Consider the following 16,489-nt stretch of genomic DNA (forward strand, 5'->3'; position numbering starts at 1 on the left):
AGTTGCCCCCACGCGGCTTTTGGACCGCTCTATCCCGAGCAAGCGATCAAGTTGGGAACTCTTGCAGACCGAACGGCTGGTCTGAGTTGTTCCGTGATTGGATGGATGCCATGCGAGTGCGCCCGACAAGCGGGCCAATCGCGGCGAGACCTGCAACAAGCAGGAGAATTTCGATGATGTAGACAGCGGTGTAGCCGCTCGCGCGTGTCGCAATGGTGGCGCTGGCATCAGCGGCGGCGAACCAAGCGATGAGATCGCGAAGGAGACCGCCAGCGGCAATCCCTGCGCCCGCGCATGTCGCCTGCACCGCGCCCCAAGCGCCAAGTGCAAGGCCAGCGGTTTCCGATTTCGCGAGCGCCATCGCCTCGATCAGCGTGCCGACCGAAAAAAGGCCGAGCCCAAGTCCGATGAGCAGTGCGCCTGCATAAAGCATGGCGGCAGACTCAAATGGTCCGGCGAACAACACCAAGAGAAACGCGTTAACGCCGATCACTAGGCCGAGCCCAGCGAGGCGAAGTGGATCAGCACCAAGGCTCATCTTGCGGCCGGAATACACAAAGCCAATCAGTGCGCCCAAAGCCCATGCGCCGGTCAGCCCGGTGGTAGCGCCTACGGACAGCCCAAGAATTTCACCGCCAAACGGTTCGAGCAGAGCGTCCTGCATGGCGAAACCAGCCGCGCCAATCCCGATGGCGGTGAGGAGCCGCGCATTGCGCCCGTCGCGAACAAACGCGTTCCATAGCTCGCTAAAGCTCGGCGCATCAGGGTCTGCTTTGGTGCGTTCGGGAGCGCGTGCCTCTTGCTTCCACAAGGCGATGAGGTTGAGCACCATGGTGAGGACGGCCGAGCCTTGGATCACCTGCACAAGGCGTGTGGGCGAGAATTCGATCAAGAGCCCGCCGATCACGAATGCCGCGAGCATCATTCCGATAAGCAACATGACATAGAGAAGCGCGACCGCGCGCGGGCGTTTGTCTTCAGGCGCAAGATCTGTCGCAAGCGCCAAGCCCGCCGTTTGCGTCACGTGGAAGCCAAGCCCGGTGAGCAAGAACGCGGCAGCAGCGGCGACAAGGCCAAGCTCAAACCGGCCCTCAAGCTCAAGCAGGAGCAGGGCAAAGGGCATGATCGCCAGCCCGCCAAATTGCATCATCGTGCCAAACCAGATGTATGGCACACGCCTCCACCCTAGAGCCGAGACATGCCGATCAGACTTGTGCCCGATCAGTGCGCGAAAAGGGGCAACCAAAAGCGGCACTGCAATAAGCAAAGCAATGAGCCACGTCGGCGTACCAAGCTCCACCACCATCACGCGGTTGAGCGTTCCGCTCAGCAAAACCATCGCCATCCCCACGCTCACCTGAAACAGCGACAAGCGCAAAAGCCGCGACAAAGGCAGCTCTTTGCTCGCCGCGTCGGCAAACGGCATCAAATCCGCCATCATGCGGGCAAATTGATAGGAAGGGCGATTGGGTTGGCTCATCTGTCTTTGATCAGCTCCAAAGCCTGGCTCTTGTAGAAGCCGGAAGAGATGCGTGTCGTGCGGCCAATGCTCCACCCGCCGAGGCGCTTGAGGCGCTCGCGAAGGTCATCTTCGGCCACCGGCACAATCGCAGGCGAACGGTCGCTCTTCGGGAAGACCTTGCCCACCGAATGCATCGCGCCGAGCAAAGCGGTGTGCGGGGCGAAGGTGAAGAGGATTGATCCCGTAGCGCGGGTGGAGAGCTCCTCCAGCGCATCAACCAGATTGTCGGGCGAATAGTGAATGAGCGAGTCCATCGCCACCACATGGGCAAATTCGCCATGCGCCGGGTCAAGCATATCGCCTGCCCGCCAGCGCACTTTGCCGTGCCCGCAAAAACCGTTTGCCCTGGACTTAGCGACTTCGACGAGCCCGCCTGCCACATCGACGGCGGTAACATCCGCGCCGAGACACGCCGCTTCCATAGCGAGCGCGCCAGTTCCGCAGCCTGCATCTAGGAGGCGCGTCCGGCGAAGGTCCCTTGGAAGCCAGCTCACCAAAGTGCGCCGCATTTGCTCACGGCCAGCGCGCACGGTGGCGCGGATGCCGCTGACTTTGGCGTCGGACGTTATGTCGATCCACGCCTGCTTGGCGGTGGAATCGAAATAGGTCGCAAGCGCTTCGCGCCGGGTGTCGTAAGCTGCCGACAGGTCGGGGCGTTCGGGAGCATGTGTAGCCATCACTCAAACCCCAGAAAGTCGAAGATGTCGCGGTCTTTCATCGGCGCGGCCGTCGAAGGCTCCACACCTGCCCACAGCATGGCGGCAAGCCGCATGTATTCGTCCTGCGCCTGAATAACCTCGGGGCTTTCGGGCATTTCAAACAGGGTGCATTTCTTCAGGCGCGATTTGCGGATTTCATCGACATCGCGGAAGTGCGCGAGGCGCGGCATGCCTACAGCGTCGCAGAAACGGTCGATCTCATCTGTTTCGCGGCTGCGATTGGCGACAACGCCGGCAAGGCGCACGTCATAGTTCTTTGATTTTGCACCAATCGCCTGAACAATCCGGTTCATCGCAAAGATGCTGTCAAAGTCATTCGCAGCGACAACAACGGCGCGCTCTGCGTGTTGGAGCGGCGCGGCAAACCCGCCGCACACAACATCGCCCAGAACGTCGAAAATCACCACATCGGTGTCTTCGAGGAGGTGGTGCTGCTTCAGGAGCTTCACCGTCTGCCCCACAACATAGCCGCCGCAGCCTGTGCCCGCAGGAGGCCCGCCAGCCTCAACGCACATGACGCCGTTATAGCCCTCGAACATATAGTCCTCTGGCCGCAGCTCCTCAGAGTGGAACTCGACGGTTTCAAGCACATCAATCACCGTCGGCATCAGCTTCTTGGTGAGCGTGAACGTACTGTCGTGCTTGGGGTCGCAGCCGATCTGTAGGACTCTGTGACCAAGCTTCGAGAAAGCGGCAGACAGGTTCGACGAGGTGGTCGATTTGCCAATCCCGCCCTTGCCATAGACGGCAAAGACCTTTGCGCCCTTGATCTTGTCGGCAGGGTCCAATTGCACCTGAACCGAGCCTTCGCCATCATCGCGGCTAAAGCCTTTATTGGGTGTGTGAAGGTTCATGAATTTGTCCCATCCCTTAATTCTCGCTCACAAAGACGCCTTCGAGGCGGTCTTCGAGTTCGTCATTGGCCTCGCGAAGCGCTTCGAGTGTCGCTTCATCGGGCTCCCACAATTGCCGGTCGCACGCCTCCAAAAGGCGTCCCGCAACGCGCGCGCTCGCCTTAGGGTTCAGCTTGGCCAAACGCCGGCGCATTTCTTCGTCGAGCACAAATGTCTCGGAGATTTTCTGGTAGACCCATGGCTGGACCTGACCCGTGGTCGCGGACCAGCCGAAGGTTGAGCTCACATGACCCTCAATCGCGCGAACGCCTTCAAATCCGTGGTCGAGCATCCCCTCAAACCACTTGGGATTGAGCGTACGGGTGCGCGCTTCCAAGTCGATCTGCTCAGACAACGTGCGGACCTTCGCTGACCCGCGCGTCGCATCGAGGATGTAGACCGGCGCGTCTTTGCCTTTGGCCTTGGAAACCGAGCGGCTGACCCCGCCGAGCCCGTCGACATATTGATCAACGTCGTTGATGCCGAGCTCAACGCTTTCAAGGTTCTGATAGGTGAAATCGACGCTAGCGAGATGGCTTTGCAGCAGCTGGCGTTGCTGCACCGGTTTGCCGCCAACGCCGTAGGCAAAACCCTTGTTGACCTCAAACGCATTGGCGAGTTCGTCCGGATCAGCCCAAACCCCGCCTTCGATCATCTGATTGACGTTCGCGCCATATGCGCCCTCGGCGTTGGAGAACACCCGAAGCGCCGCCGTTTCGATATCGCACCCGTGCTGTGCTTGCTGCGCGAGAGAATGCTTGCGGACAAAGTTCTGCTCCAGCGGCTCATCTGCTTGGCTCGCCAGCAGCGCAGCCTCTGCCAGCATCCGTGTTTGCAGCGGCAGAAGGTCGCGGAAGATGCCCGATAGGGTCATCACAACATCAATGCGCGGCCGGCCCAATTCCTCCAGAGGGATCAGCTCTGCGCCAGCAAGGCGCCCGTAGGAATCGCGACGCGGCCGCGCGCCCAAAAGGGTCATTGCTTGCGCAATCTGGACCCCTTCGGTTTTCATATTATCGGTGCCCCAAAGCACCATGGCGATGCTTTCAGGGAAAGGTTCTGCGTTCGCCACATGGCGCGCGATCAGCTTCTCGGCCTGATCTGCGCCTTGCATACAAGCGTACGCGCTAGGGATGCGAAACGGGTCGAAGCCGTGGATATTGCGGCCCGTTGGCAGGACTTCTGGGTTGGCCACAATATCGCCGCCCGGCGCTGGCTGAACGTAGCCGCCATCGAGCGCGTGGATGAGCGAGCCGAGTTCATCGCACTCGTCGATTTTTGCGTTAAGCGCGGCACGGTCTCCGTCTGAGCCACCGTTTTCTGCCGCTTCCATCATTGCATCGAGCATATCTTCGCGTTGCTGCCCTTGCGGGTTGCTGCCGAGTACATGGAGGCCGTGTGGGATAAGCGTTTGCTCAAGCTCGTAGAGGCGGCCTGAAAGCTCACCGATATCGCCCATTTCGATATCGAGTGCGCCGCATTGGTCGGCAATGAGCTCGGCGAGATCCGCGCGTTCCGCCTCGTCAGATCCCATCCGCCAGCGTTCGACGCTGGCTTTGAGTTCGGCGAGGTCTTTGTAGAGCCCGGCCTGTGCGAGAGGCGGCGTCATATAGCTGATAAGCGTTGCCGCGGACCGGCGCTTTGCCAGCATCCCCTCCGACGGGTTGTTGGCGGCGTAAAGATAGAAATTGGGCAGATCGCCAATCAGGCGTTCCGGCCAGCAATGCCCGCTCATGCCCGCTTGCTTGCCCGGCATAAATTCGAGCGCCCCATGGGTGCCGAAATGCAGCACTGAATGCGCGCCGAAGTCTTCGCGGATCCAGCGGTAGAAGGCGCTGAACGCGTGGGTTGGGGCAAAACCGCCTTCGAAAAGCAGGCGCATTGGATCGCCTTCAAACCCAAACGCTGGCTGCACGCCGACGAAGACATTGCCGAAATGCGCACCATAGACATGTATGTTCGAGCCGTCCGACTGCGCTTTGCCAGGGGCGGGGCCCCAAGCGGCTTCGATCTCTGAGAGATAAGGCTCTTGGCGAACATGCGTGTCGGCGGGAATGCGTGCAGCGACGTTTGCGTCCGAACCAAAGCGGTCTGAGTTGCCCGTGAGGACCGCGTCTTGCAGGGCTTCGAGGCTTTCGGGCACTTCGACGTCGTAACCTTCGTCCGCAAGCCGTTGAAGCGCCGCGTAAAGTGATCGAAATACGCTCAGGAATGCTGCCGAGCCTGTCGCGCCAGCGTTTGGCGGAAAGTTAAACAGAACGATAGCCAGCTTCCGGCGCACGCGCTCTGCACGTCGCAGGGCGACCAATTTCACAACGCGCGCGGCCAAAGCCTCAGCGCGCTCAGGGCAGCCTTGCATGGGGCGCACTTGGTCAGACGTGGCGCGCTCGCAGTGCCTTTCACAGCCATTACAAACCTCGCCCGTCTCGCCAAATCGCCCGCCAAAAACGCTTGGCACTGTCGAGCCATCAAGCTCAGGCAGGGCCACCATCATGGTTTGCTCGAGCGGCAGGAGACCTTGCTCGCGCTTTTGCCAGTCTTCGATGGATTGGAACTCAATAGCGTGCGCCGCGAGATAGGGCACATCCATTTCGCCCAAGACTTCGCGCGCGGCTTCGTTATCGTTGTATGCGGGGCCGCCAACGAGGCTGAACCCGGTGAGGTTCACAATCGCATCAACGGTAGGCTTGCCCTTGTCGGCGAAGAACTTCTCAATCGCTGGCCGTGCATCAAGACCGCTTGCAAACACTGGTACAACTTTCAGGCCTGCCGCCTCAAACGCCGCAATCGCACCGTCATAATGCCCAGCATCGCGGCCCAGCAGATAGGAACGCAGCAGGATAAGGCCCACGGTGCCGTTCTTGCCGCCGCCGTCTTTGGCTCGCGCTTTCGGTAGGATGCGAAGGCTCTCGGAAATCCGCTGCTCAGCGCCGGGGTGATAGACACCCGTTTCGGGGTACTCGACCGGAGCCTCTGCCGCCGTTTCGCCGCGCCGGTCCTCGCGCTCGCCAGCTGCATAACGGTCGATCAGAGCGCGCACCATAGCGATGACGTTTTCGTCTGAACCCGAGAGCCAATATTGCAGCGTCAGGAAATAGGCGCGCACATCTTGCGCGGTGCCGGGAATGAACTTGAGGATTTTGGGAAGACGCCGCAGCATCTTCATCTGGCCTGCACCAGAGCTTGCGCCTTTCTTGGGCGAACCGCGCAGTTTCTTAAGCAGCGCCAAAGGCCCCTTGGCAGGCGCATCCATGCGGTAGCCGCCCATGCGCGTCAGCTTCACAATCTCGCCTGCAGACATCAGGCAGACCATGGCATCACACTGCTCTTGGCGCGCTTCCAAGGCAGGAAGGATCGCGCGCATATGATCATCGAGGAAGATCATCGTGGTAATTACGATATGCGCCTCTGCGATGGCCTCTTCGCATTTGGAAAGGTCCTCAGCACTTGCTCCCCATTCGGAGGCTGCGTGCAATGTCAGGCAGATATTGTCGCGGGCAAGCTCAGCATTGGCGCGCTCAACCGCGCCTTTGAGGTGATTGTCGAGCGTGACAATCACTACATTGACCGGCGCTCTTGCACGGGTCGTAGAGGTGGTCGCCTTACCGTGCATAATGCGCCTTGGCGTCGTAGAGCGTGTCTAAATCGATCTCCCCCCGGCCAAATTCGGCGGCGAAGGCCTCTGTGTTGCGTTTCGCTTTGCCGCGCACGAAGAACGGGATTTTCTTGAGCTCTTTGCTCGCTTCTTGGGTCCAGGCCGGGCTATCGAGTTCGGTAACTTCGGGCTCTGGGATCACTTCCTCTTCGACCACTGGCGCTTTATGCGCCGTGCTGGGCGCGTGTGCCGCGTGGTGCGACGGGCCAGCATCGTCGGAGAACTCAAAGTCCTCGCGGAACATGGTGAGGAGGTGCTCTTCCAGCCCCATCACCAGAGGGTGGACCCATGTGTCAAAGATGACATTTGCGCCCTCAAAACCCATCTGGGGTGAGTGGCGCGCTGGGAAGTCTTGCACATGGACCGGAGAGGAAATTACTGCACATGGGATGCCCAAACGCTTGGCAATGTGCCGCTCCATTTGCGTGCCCAGCACCATTTCAGGCGCAGCTTTCGCAATCGCATCCTCGACCTCGAGATGGTCGTCAGTGATAAGCGGCTCGACCCCGTGATTTTTCGCAGCTTCGCGGATGTCGCGGGCAAATTCGCGGTTGTAGCAACCAAGGCCGCAAACCTCGAAGCCAAGCTCATCACGCGCAATGCGCGCGGCGGCCACCGCATGGGTCGCATCACCGAAGATGAAGACGCGCTTACCGGTGAGGTAAGTCGAGTCCACACTGCGGCTCCACCACGGGAGCCGGGAATTGGTGTCGCCGAGGGCAGGCGTGGGATCTGCACCCGCCAGCTCGGCGACTTCGGATATGAATGCACGAGTGGCACTCACACCGAATGGGATTGAGCGGACACGTGGCTGTTTGAACGTACGTTCCAGCCAGCGGGCCGCCTCATCTGCTATTTCTGGGTAGAGGACGATGTTGAAGTCGGCATTGCCGATCGTCGTGATATCGGAAGGGCGCGCATTGAGCGGCGCCACCAAGTTCACGTTAACGTCCAATTGTTCGAGAATTTTGCGGACCTCGATAAGGTCATCGCGGTGCCGGAAACCCAATGCGGTGGGTCCGAGAATGTTGGCTCTAGCGCGGCGTCCTTCGCGAGGGCCCGGCGTGACCGATGGGTCAGCAAGATGCCGCACGATCTGGTAGAAGGTCTCAGCTGCGCCCCAGTTCTCTTTGCGCTGATAACTCGGCAGTTCCAGCGCAATAGCGGGGCAGGGCAGGTCCATCGCCTCGATAAGACCACCGGGATCATCCTGGATAAGCTCCGCCGTGCACGAGGCACCCACAATGATCGCCTCTGGGTTGAAGCGGTCAATTGCATCCAGCGCTGCGTCTTGGAAAAGCTGCGCAGTATCCTTGCCAAGGTCACGCGCTTCAAACGTAGTATACGTCACCGGCGGGCGGTGATTGCGGCGCTCAATCATGGTGAAGAGCAGGTCCGCATAAGTGTCACCCTGCGGCGCGTGGAGCACGTAATGCAGCCCCTTCATCGCGGTGGCGACACGCATGGCCCCAACATGGGGCGGGCCTTCATATGTCCAGACGGAAAGCTGCATCGCTACACCTCCAGCCTGTCGCGCCGACGCATGGGACGCGCGAAGAGTTCGGCGAGGTCACCCGCTTGGTCGAACCCGTGGATGGGGGAGAAAACGAGCTCAATCGCCCATTTGGTGGTGAAGCCTTCGGCCTCCAGCGGATTGGCCAGTGCCAAGACCGCACACAGTCAGGTCAGGCTTGTCCTCGCGCACACGGTCGAGCTGGCTGTCGACGTGTTGCCCTTCGCTGATGCGGGTGTGCTTGGGTAGGCGCTCTAGCTCACCCTCGCAGTGTTTCGCGTGGAGATAAGGCGTACCCACTTCCACCGGCTCCATGCCGAGTTCGGTGTGCAGGAAGCGCGCTAGAGGCACTTCCAATTGCGAGTCGGGCAGGAAGCTGATGCGCTTGCCTTCAAGGGCGGCTTTAGAGTGCTCAATCGCGCGGGCCGCGCGTTCACGGCCCGGTGCAATGACGCTCTCGACGTGGCGCTGATCAACGCCAAATTCGCGGCCTATGGAGCGCAGCCAGTCGCTTGTGCCCTCTACGCCGAAGGGGAAGAGCGCTTCGATGCGCGTGGCGCCGCGGTCTTCGAGAGCCATGGCTGTGTCAGACAAGAACGGCTGGGCCAGAATGTAGCGGGTGTTCGGGCCAACAGGCGGCAGATCACGGGCATTGCGTGCTGGCAATACGCCGACGTTCTCAATGCTAAGCTGACCAAAGAGGCGCAGGAATTGGTCTTCGACAATATCCGGAAGCGCGCCGACCATCAAAAGCTGCTTTGGCGCATCCGCTGCCTCTTTCGGCATTTCGGGGACGAGGCATGCGAGGCATGCATCTTCGCCCTGCGTGAAAGTCGTCTCAATCCCGCTGCCCGAATAATTCAGGATGCGAACCTTGGGCATATATTGCGCACCGAGCCGCTCAGCTGCCTTAGCGAGATCAAGTTTGATGACCTCAGAAGGGCAAGAACCCACCAGAAACAGAGTCTTGATATCCGGACGGCGTTCGAGAAGCCGCTGAACCACACGGTCAAGCTCATCCTGCGCATCGACCATGCCAGCCAAATCGCGCTCTTCCATGATGGCGGTGGCAAAGCGCGGCTCTGCAAAGATCATCACGCCAGCGGCAGATTGCAAAAGGTGCGCACAGGTGCGCGAGCCCACCACCAGGAAGAAAGCATCCTGCATCTTGCGATGAAGCCAGACTATACCGGTGAGGCCGCAGAAGACCTCGCGTTGACCGCGCTCACGCAGGACTGGACGCGGGGAGGTGCCAACCTTGGGGGTATCGCAGCCCGAGAGAGCGGTCGCTACGTTCATGCAGGCACCGCCTCAGAGTAAGAACCCTGCAAGCGAGCTTGACGTAACTTCCAGAGGAACTGCCCCGCATTGATGACATAGGCAGCGTAGGCCGCCAGCGCGACGCCAAGCCTCTGATCCACAGTGCCCAACCCGCCAAACAGCATGACAAGGTAAGCCGTGTGCAAGGCGAGCACGAGCATTGAGAAGACATCTTCCCAGAAGAAGGCGGGCACAAAGAGCCATTTGCCAAACACGACCTTCTCCCAGATCGAGCCGGTCACCATGATCGTGTACAAAATAAGGGTTTTTAGAATGATCGAGACGTCGGCAGCAAAAGCGCCTTCGCCGGTGATCAGGGCGCGCAGAACAAGGCCAAGGCTCACCATAAATACAAGGAATTGCAGCGGAGCGAGCACGCCTTGAACCGTGGTCCAGACCGATTCGTCCCGTCGCTGCCGCTCTTCTGATGAGTAGAGCGCCCCTTTTGCCCTTCGGTCATGCCGCCCCTGCGCCCCTTGCTCGATGGTCGTGCTGGGGGTTCCCTGCAGCGGGGGTGATACGGCCTGGGATGCGTGCTTGCTGCGAGTCATCCGCGCTTTGCCCTTCGTGTTGGAGATGAAGACTAGGCTCATGTGCGCACAAGTGTCAAATTAATTGGACGTAAAAGTTATTAGACAGTCCTGGCATCCCAGAACGGTGCATTGACGGGGTTGATTGCAAAATGTCTCGTTTTGGACTAATGTGTATTTTGCTAACGCTTTAAGAGTCGGAATTCATTCGACCTCGTTGGCCTCGACGCGGGTGCGCGCCAACCTCGGAGACTAGCAGCCGGGGCCTTGAGGGGCGGTCCAATGTCTTCACCAAAGACGCCAAAACAAGAAACTTCGAAGCGGTCTGCCCTGCGTGCCGCTTTCGGCAGTGCATTCAGCCGCAGCGCACCGGCAGAGGAGCGTGCCGATCGGCGCGCGGTTTCACCTGATGAAGCAAGGCAATTTTCCGAACTTCCTCTGGTCATGGAGGCCAGTGACCTCTTGAACGAGGTGGACAATTTCCTGGATCAGGGCGTTACAGTTGACGATGTTTACATAGATTTGCTCGCCCCCGCTGCTCGCCGCTTGGGGGTTTTGTGGGAACAGGATCAATGTGACTTTATTGATGTGACCATGGGTCTGTGGCGGCTGCAGGAAGTTCTGCACGAACTGTCCGCAAGAGCGCCCAACCGCCCTAAATTGCTTGAGCCTGGTGCAAAAAAAGCGCTGTTCTTGCCAATGCCGGGTGACCAGCATTTTCTAGGCCCTCAAGTTCTCGAGGACGTGTTTGCGAGAGCGGGTTGGGACACCGCCGTCATGACAAAACCTCTGCGCAGGCAGGTGCTCGCCCTGTTATCGCGCGAACACTTCGATCTCGTGGCATTGACGCTCTCTCGGGATTGCCCTAGCGCCGCACTACGAAACATTATCAGAGCAATGCGCAGTGTTTCACGCAATGAACATGTTACAATTCTCGTCGGTGGTCATATGATCAACCAAAATCCAGCAGTAGTTGCCGAAGTGGGAGCCGATGGGACCGGCGCCGACGCTCGGGCCGCCCTCGAGGTGGCAGAGTCGTTGGTCCAGTCCGCCGAGGTGCGTGCACAAACGCTAAGATAGGCTGTCCCCGCATGCTGACTCGTAAGCATTCGATCGAGGGTAAAAACCCTTTCGGCAAAGCTGCTGAACTCTTCAATTCGCTTGATGCCGATGCAGCGATGAAGCTGGCAATGGTCGCAGGCGATATAACGCTCGTTCTGGACGACACCGGGCTTATCGTTGACACCGCCTTTGACCCTAAGGACTTCCCTGGGTTCGAGGGCTGGGAAGGGACCAATTGGCTCGACACAGTCACTGTTGAGAGCCGTCCTAAAGTCATGGAAATGCTTGCCGCAGCGCGCCGCGGCGAGGTGCAGCACTGGCGTCAAGTGAACCATCCTACGAGAGACGGTGACATACCCATTCGCTATGCCGTCTTGACCGTCAATGGCGGTGAGCACCGTATTGCATTTGGCCGTGACCTTCGCGAGGCTGGCCGAATGCAGCAGCGCCTGCTTCAAGTGCAGCAGTCCTTGGAGCGTGACTATTTGAAAATGCGCCAGCTCGATGCGCGCTACCGTATGTTGTTCGAAAACGCGGGCGAGGCGATGCTTCTGGTCGAAGCGGGCTCGCTTAAGATTCGTGAAGCCAACTCGGCGGCTCGCTCACTACTGGGTGCGCGCGCAGGCAGCCTCGCAGGCAAAAAGTTGCCAGGATTCGTGGATAAATCAGCGCGCGATAACCTCCAGTCTTTGATCGGGGCGGCGCTGGCCTCTGATGCGGCATCGCCAGTTTGCGTGACCCTAAGTAAAGGGTCTCGGCAGGTAAGAGCTTTCGCCAATGGATTCATTCAAGACCGTGCGCAGCATCTGCTGATCCGGTTGTCAGGCGTGGGGGCAGGCGAAGAGGCAATTTCATCGCCGGTCTATGAATTGGTTGACGAAATGCCTGATGGCTTTGTCATAGCCGATGGCAACCTCGATGTCGTCGATGCCAATGCCGCCTTCATCGAGATGGTACAGGCCGCCAGCCTTGATCCGATCCATGGCCGCAATCTTTCCAACTGGATTGGGCGTCCGGGCATTGATCTGGAGTTGATCGAAGGCCAGGTCGATCAGCACGGAAGCGCGCGCAATGTCAGCACGGTACTGCGGGCGGGCGATAACATTGAGGGCGAGCAGATCGAGCTATCGGCTGTGCGCACAGGCGGCGAGGATGGCCACTACGCTTTCGTGATCCGCCCGATTGGCCGGCGTCTGCGCGACCTGCCACCGGGCCCGCAAGACTTGCCGCGCTCGGTTGAGCAGCTCACCGATCTGGTCGGCCGCATGTCTTTGAAAGAGATCGTTCGAGAGAGCACCGATTTGATCGAACGATTGTGCATTGAGGCCGCGCTTCAATACACCTCTGACAATCGCGCATCAGCAGCAGAAATCCTCGGCCTTTCGCGGCAGAGCCTTTATTCCAAGCTTCACCGCCATGGATTGGGCAATCTGACCGGCGAGGACTCAGAGTAAGCCTTTCTCAGAACAGCATCCGGTTGAAAAAAGCGCGAGCTGTGCCGCGCTAAAGTACGCGCGACTCGTGCCCGGAACCGTCCCGAATGGGCCTGCACAGACCATTTTGTGCGTCCAAATTGCGTATTTGGGTGTCATGCAGAAAAGAGTTTTACACCTGCAAGTCATCAAATAGCGCTTCAATCCGGCTTTTGGCTCCCAATAGTGTCCAATTAATTTGACGCATTGAACTGTCGCGCATACTCTTCAGTCTATGGAGAGGTCTGCAATCTCGGCTCAAACCAAAATCGGCGCGCGCCCGCGTGTGGGCGATATCGTCGAGTTGCTCAAACCGATCACTTGGTTTCCGCCTATGTGGGCTTTTATGTGCGGGGCGGTGTCGTCTGGTGCAGGCCTTGATGGCAGACTTTGGTTTGTAGCAGGCGGTATCCTGCTGGCAGGGCCATTGGTTTGCGGCACGAGCCAGGCTGTGAACGATTGGTTTGACCGCCATGTCGATGCAATCAACGAGCCGAACCGGCCAATCCCTTCAGGCCGGATACCAGGGCGCATGGGACTTTGGATCGCGGTGATTGCGACCTGTTTATCGGCGCTCGTGGGATGGCTGCTAGGGCCGCTTGTTTTCATCGCCGGGCTCGCGGGGCTTGCGCTCGCTTGGGGATACAGCGCGCCGCCGTTCCGTTTCAAGACCAGCGGGTGGACCGGCCCTGCGGTCGTTGGGTTCACCTATGAGGGCCTCAGCTGGTTTACCGGAGCGACCGTCATTTTGGGCGCAATGCCGCGCGCTGAGGTTCTCATTACCCTCGTGCTTTACAGCATCGGCGCGCACGGCATCATGACACTAAATGACTTCAAAGCGGTAGAAGGCGATCGGGCGACAGGCCTCAAGTCGCTGCCGGTGACATTGGGCATTGCAAACGCTGCGCGGTTGGCATGCGCTGTCATGGGCTTGGCGCAAGTTGCCGTGATTGGCCTCCTCGCTCTATGGGGTGAGACGATCTCAGCGCTGATGGTCGGCGCAGTGCTGATTGCGCAATTGGCAGCAATGCCGCGCCTGCTCAGCAATCCTAAGAAATACGCGCCTTGGTACAACGGTGTCGGTGTGACGCTTTATGTGCTGGGCATGCTAGCCGCCGCCTTGGGGCTTGGTGGGTATTTCGGGGGCTACATCTGATGCACGCACCCACCGCTCCAGCATTTGTCAAGTCCGAGGGCCTCTCGTGGTTTGCGATTATACGCATCGGCCTGGTGCAAGCCTCCATCGGCGCGATGGTGATGCTTACTACTACGGTCTTAAACCGGTTGATGGTGGTGGAATATTCTCTCGCCGCTGCTTTGCCTGCGGGCCTTGTTGGCTGGCACTATGCGGTGCAGCTTTGCCGGCCGCTCTGGGGGCATGGCAGCGATAAAGGCTCCAGCCGCGCGCTTTGGATCATGGGCGGACTTGCGGTGCTCGCTTGCGGAGCGCTTCTTGCGGTTCAGACGACTTTGATGACAGCGGATGAGTGGGCTTTGGGTCTTGCTCTGGGCGTTTTTGCCTACACGCTTATCGGGGTGGGAGTGGGCGCAAGCGGCACTTCGGCGCTTGCATTGCTCGCCTCTGGCGTTGCGCCTCACCGCCGCGCCGCCGCCGCTGCTGTGACATGGATCATGATGATCGCAGGGATCGTTGTCTCCGCCATTACGGTGAGCCAGCTCATTGATCCCTTTTCGCCTCAGCGCCTCTGGTGGGTGGCAAGCGGTCTTTTGATTGCATGCCTATTGGTCGCAAGCTTAGCCACCTTCCGCCTCGAACCGCGCGAAGCCTTCGATTTCTCTGAGACCGCCAAAGACACCGCGCCGCCGGACTTTCGCGAAGCGCTGCGGGAGATTTTTGCAGAGAAAGCCGCGCGCCGTTTCACGCTCTTTATCTTCGCCTCAATGATGGCGTTCAATATGCAGGACCTCATTCTTGAGCCCTTTGCTGGCCTCGTCTTTGGCATGACGCCGGGAGAATCCACTGGCCTTGGCGGTATGCAATCGGGCGGTGTGCTGGCCGGGATGATTGTCGCTGGCATCGGGGGAAGCGCCTTTGCGGGGCGCATGCCGGTTGAGCTTCGCCATTGGATCGTCTTCGGCTGCCTTGGCTCAGCTATGGCGCTAGGCTGCCTCGCAATTGGCGCGATGGTGGGGCCAGGCTGGCCGATCCATGTCAATGTCTTCGCTCTGGGCTTTTGCAACGGGCTTTTCGCAGTCGCCGCTATTGGCGCGATGATGGGGCTCGCTGGCTCAGGCAAACGGACCCGTGAAGGTGTGCGGATGGGCGTTTGGGGCGCAGCGCAGGCCATCGCTTTTGGCCTTGGCGGATTGGTCGGGGCGCTTGGTGTTGACTTTGCGCGCGCCGCATACGGAGCCGATGGCCCAGCATTTCAATTGATATTCGCGCTCGAAGGGGCGCTGTTTGTGTGCGCGGCGTGGCTCGCCATCCGCGCAACTGAAAAGGGGCTTACGCCTCAACGCCCCGCGGGATCAGGGCAAAACCATGATGGTATTTCAAGGGATAAGCGGCCCGGGAAACGAAGGGGAGCATTTGCATGACTGATCACATTTATGACGCAGTTGTCGTGGGCGGAGGGCCCGCTGGCGCAACCGCTGCGACCGAATTGGCGCTTGAGGGCCACTCCGTCCTCTTGATGGAGCGGGGCGGACGGATCAAACCATGCGGCGGGGCAGTGCCTCCGCGGATGCTCGATGATTTCGATATCCCGCAAAACCTGCTTGTGGCCCGCGCCCGGTGTGCCCGCATGATTGCGCCTTCGGGCCGTGCGGTCGACATGCCCGTGGGCGAGACCGGTTATGTCGGCATGGTTGACCGCGAAGACTTTGACGAATGGCTCCGCGTGCGCGCAGTCCAGAGCGGGGCTGAAAGGCTCGCTGCGACGTTTGAGAAGATCGAGCGAGATGATGAAGCGCATCCCCTTGTGACATTCCGCCGGGAACGGGGCGGCCCGATCGAGAAAGTGCGCGCGCGCATGGTTGTGGGCGCGGATGGTGCGCGCTCAGCGGTCGCCAAGCAAGCGCTTCCCAACGCCGAACGCGTCAAGTGCGTGTTTGCCTATCACGAGATAATCGCCTCGCCTGAGAGCGTAGGCGATGCCTTTGACGCGGACCGCTGCGATGTCTTCTATCAAGGCAAACTTTCGCCCGATTTCTACGCTTGGGTCTTCCCGCATGGGGACACCGCAAGTGTAGGGGTGGGAAGCGCAAACAAAGGCTTTTCCCTGAGAGGCGCCGTTGCTGAAATGCGCTCAGAGCTTGATTTGACCCGGTGTGAGACGATCCGGCGTGAGGGTGCGCCTATACCGCTCAAACCGCTCAAACGCTGGGACAATGGCGCAGATGTTATCGTTGCAGGCGATGCAGCAGGCATTGTGGCGCCGGCCTCGGGTGAGGGCATCTATTACGCCATGGTTGGCGGCCGGTATTCCGCGCAAGCTGCAAGTTTGGCGCTCAAAACCGGTGAGGCGAAGGCTCTCAAGACCGCTCGCAAGCACTTTATGAAAGATCACGGGCGGGTCTTCTGGATCTTGGGGATGATGCAATACTTCTGGTATTCATCCGACAAACGCCGCGAGCGTTTTGTCGATATGTGCGACGACAAAGACGTCCAGCAGCTCACCTGGCAGGCGTATATGCATAAGCAGCTGGTGCGCAAAAAGCCGATGGCTCACGTCAAAATCTTCCTCAAGGACACTGCGCATCTGTTGGGCCTGAGGCCAGCAAACTCAGAGGTGCGTTCGTAAAAGCGGCAGCGGCACGGGAGCTATGGAAAATGGAGAGGG

The 16,489-nt window shown here is 59.5% G+C and carries 11 protein-coding genes and 1 pseudogene; 5 read left to right on the plus strand and 7 right to left on the minus strand.

What is annotated here, in order from left to right; all coding sequences use genetic code 11:
* Positions 1 to 46 precede the first annotated feature (46 nt).
* The 7 genes and pseudogenes from AC0V60_RS00850 to bchF form a co-directional block, all read right to left on the minus strand.
* Positions 47 to 1,480, minus strand: coding sequence for a BCD family MFS transporter (locus AC0V60_RS00850; RefSeq protein WP_486176673.1), 1,434 nt, complete (start codon positions 1,478 to 1,480; stop codon positions 47 to 49).
* Positions 1,477 to 2,199, minus strand: coding sequence for a magnesium protoporphyrin IX methyltransferase (gene bchM / locus AC0V60_RS00855; protein ID WP_486176674.1), 723 nt, complete (start codon positions 2,197 to 2,199; stop codon positions 1,477 to 1,479). The genes AC0V60_RS00850 and bchM overlap by 4 nt, the downstream gene beginning before the upstream one ends.
* Positions 2,199 to 3,095 (minus strand): ferredoxin:protochlorophyllide reductase (ATP-dependent) iron-sulfur ATP-binding protein, encoded by an 897-nt coding sequence (bchL, locus tag AC0V60_RS00860; RefSeq protein ID WP_486176675.1) that lies wholly within the window; start codon positions 3,093 to 3,095, stop codon positions 2,199 to 2,201. The genes bchM and bchL overlap by 1 nt, the downstream gene beginning before the upstream one ends.
* A gap of 16 nt (positions 3,096 to 3,111) precedes the next feature.
* Positions 3,112 to 6,747, minus strand: a complete 3,636-nt coding sequence (locus AC0V60_RS00865; protein ID WP_486176676.1) for a magnesium chelatase subunit H — start codon at positions 6,745 to 6,747, stop codon at positions 3,112 to 3,114.
* Positions 6,737 to 8,302 (minus strand): ferredoxin:protochlorophyllide reductase (ATP-dependent) subunit B, encoded by a 1,566-nt coding sequence (gene bchB / locus AC0V60_RS00870; RefSeq protein WP_486176677.1) that lies wholly within the window; start codon positions 8,300 to 8,302, stop codon positions 6,737 to 6,739. The genes AC0V60_RS00865 and bchB overlap by 11 nt, the downstream gene beginning before the upstream one ends.
* Before the next feature lie 2 nt (positions 8,303 to 8,304).
* Positions 8,305 to 9,601: pseudogene (locus AC0V60_RS00875) on the minus strand (ferredoxin:protochlorophyllide reductase (ATP-dependent) subunit N).
* Entirely contained in the window at positions 9,598 to 10,173 is a 576-nt protein-coding gene (bchF, locus tag AC0V60_RS00880) for a 2-vinyl bacteriochlorophyllide hydratase (RefSeq protein ID WP_486176678.1), read from the minus strand. The pseudogene AC0V60_RS00875 and the gene bchF overlap by 4 nt, the downstream one beginning before the upstream one ends.
* Positions 10,174 to 10,434: 261 nt before the next feature.
* Here bchF and AC0V60_RS00885 point away from each other — a divergent pair, with 261 nt between their 5' ends.
* The 5 genes from AC0V60_RS00885 (at position 10,435) to AC0V60_RS00905 (ending at position 16,450) form a co-directional block, all read left to right on the plus strand.
* On the plus strand, positions 10,435 to 11,232 hold the full coding sequence (locus AC0V60_RS00885; RefSeq protein ID WP_486176679.1) for a cobalamin B12-binding domain-containing protein: 798 nt from the start codon (positions 10,435 to 10,437) through the stop codon (positions 11,230 to 11,232).
* An 11-nt stretch (positions 11,233 to 11,243) separates the two neighbouring features.
* Positions 11,244 to 12,668 carry a transcriptional regulator PpsR gene (ppsR, locus tag AC0V60_RS00890; RefSeq protein WP_486176680.1) on the plus strand — a complete coding sequence of 475 codons (1,425 nt, stop codon included), beginning with the start codon at positions 11,244 to 11,246 and terminating at the stop codon, positions 12,666 to 12,668.
* A 253-nt stretch (positions 12,669 to 12,921) separates the two neighbouring features.
* Complete coding sequence (gene chlG, locus AC0V60_RS00895; protein WP_486176681.1) at positions 12,922 to 13,842, plus strand: chlorophyll synthase ChlG; 921 nt, start codon at positions 12,922 to 12,924, stop codon at positions 13,840 to 13,842.
* On the plus strand, positions 13,842 to 15,245 hold the full coding sequence (locus tag AC0V60_RS00900) for a BCD family MFS transporter (RefSeq protein ID WP_486176682.1): 1,404 nt from the start codon (positions 13,842 to 13,844) through the stop codon (positions 15,243 to 15,245). Before chlG ends, AC0V60_RS00900 begins: the two co-directional genes overlap by 1 nt.
* Positions 15,242 to 16,450 carry a geranylgeranyl diphosphate reductase gene (locus AC0V60_RS00905; protein WP_486176683.1) on the plus strand — a complete coding sequence of 403 codons (1,209 nt, stop codon included), beginning with the start codon at positions 15,242 to 15,244 and terminating at the stop codon, positions 16,448 to 16,450. The genes AC0V60_RS00900 and AC0V60_RS00905 overlap by 4 nt, the downstream gene beginning before the upstream one ends.
* Positions 16,451 to 16,489: the final 39 nt, after the last annotated feature.

The organism is Erythrobacter sp. S259 (genome assembly GCF_057364965.1).

Excerpts from the sequence above, each read along its gene's own strand:
- bchB (WP_486176677.1), bottom strand. The coding sequence starts at position 8,302 with ATGCAGCTTTCCGTCTGGACATATGAAGGCCCGCCCCATGTTGGGGCC.
- ppsR (WP_486176680.1), top strand. The coding sequence starts at position 11,244 with ATGCTGACTCGTAAGCATTCGATCGAGGGTAAAAACCCTTTCGGCAAA.
- AC0V60_RS00905 (WP_486176683.1), top strand. The coding sequence starts at position 15,242 with ATGACTGATCACATTTATGACGCAGTTGTCGTGGGCGGAGGGCCCGCT.
- AC0V60_RS00900 (WP_486176682.1), top strand. The coding sequence starts at position 13,842 with ATGCACGCACCCACCGCTCCAGCATTTGTCAAGTCCGAGGGCCTCTCG.
- bchM (WP_486176674.1), bottom strand. The coding sequence starts at position 2,199 with ATGGCTACACATGCTCCCGAACGCCCCGACCTGTCGGCAGCTTACGAC.
- bchF (WP_486176678.1), bottom strand. The coding sequence starts at position 10,173 with ATGACTCGCAGCAAGCACGCATCCCAGGCCGTATCACCCCCGCTGCAG.
- AC0V60_RS00850 (WP_486176673.1), bottom strand. The coding sequence starts at position 1,480 with ATGAGCCAACCCAATCGCCCTTCCTATCAATTTGCCCGCATGATGGCG.
- AC0V60_RS00885 (WP_486176679.1), top strand. The coding sequence starts at position 10,435 with ATGTCTTCACCAAAGACGCCAAAACAAGAAACTTCGAAGCGGTCTGCC.
- AC0V60_RS00865 (WP_486176676.1), bottom strand. The coding sequence starts at position 6,747 with ATGCACGGTAAGGCGACCACCTCTACGACCCGTGCAAGAGCGCCGGTC.
- bchL (WP_486176675.1), bottom strand. The coding sequence starts at position 3,095 with ATGAACCTTCACACACCCAATAAAGGCTTTAGCCGCGATGATGGCGAA.
- chlG (WP_486176681.1), top strand. The coding sequence starts at position 12,922 with ATGGAGAGGTCTGCAATCTCGGCTCAAACCAAAATCGGCGCGCGCCCG.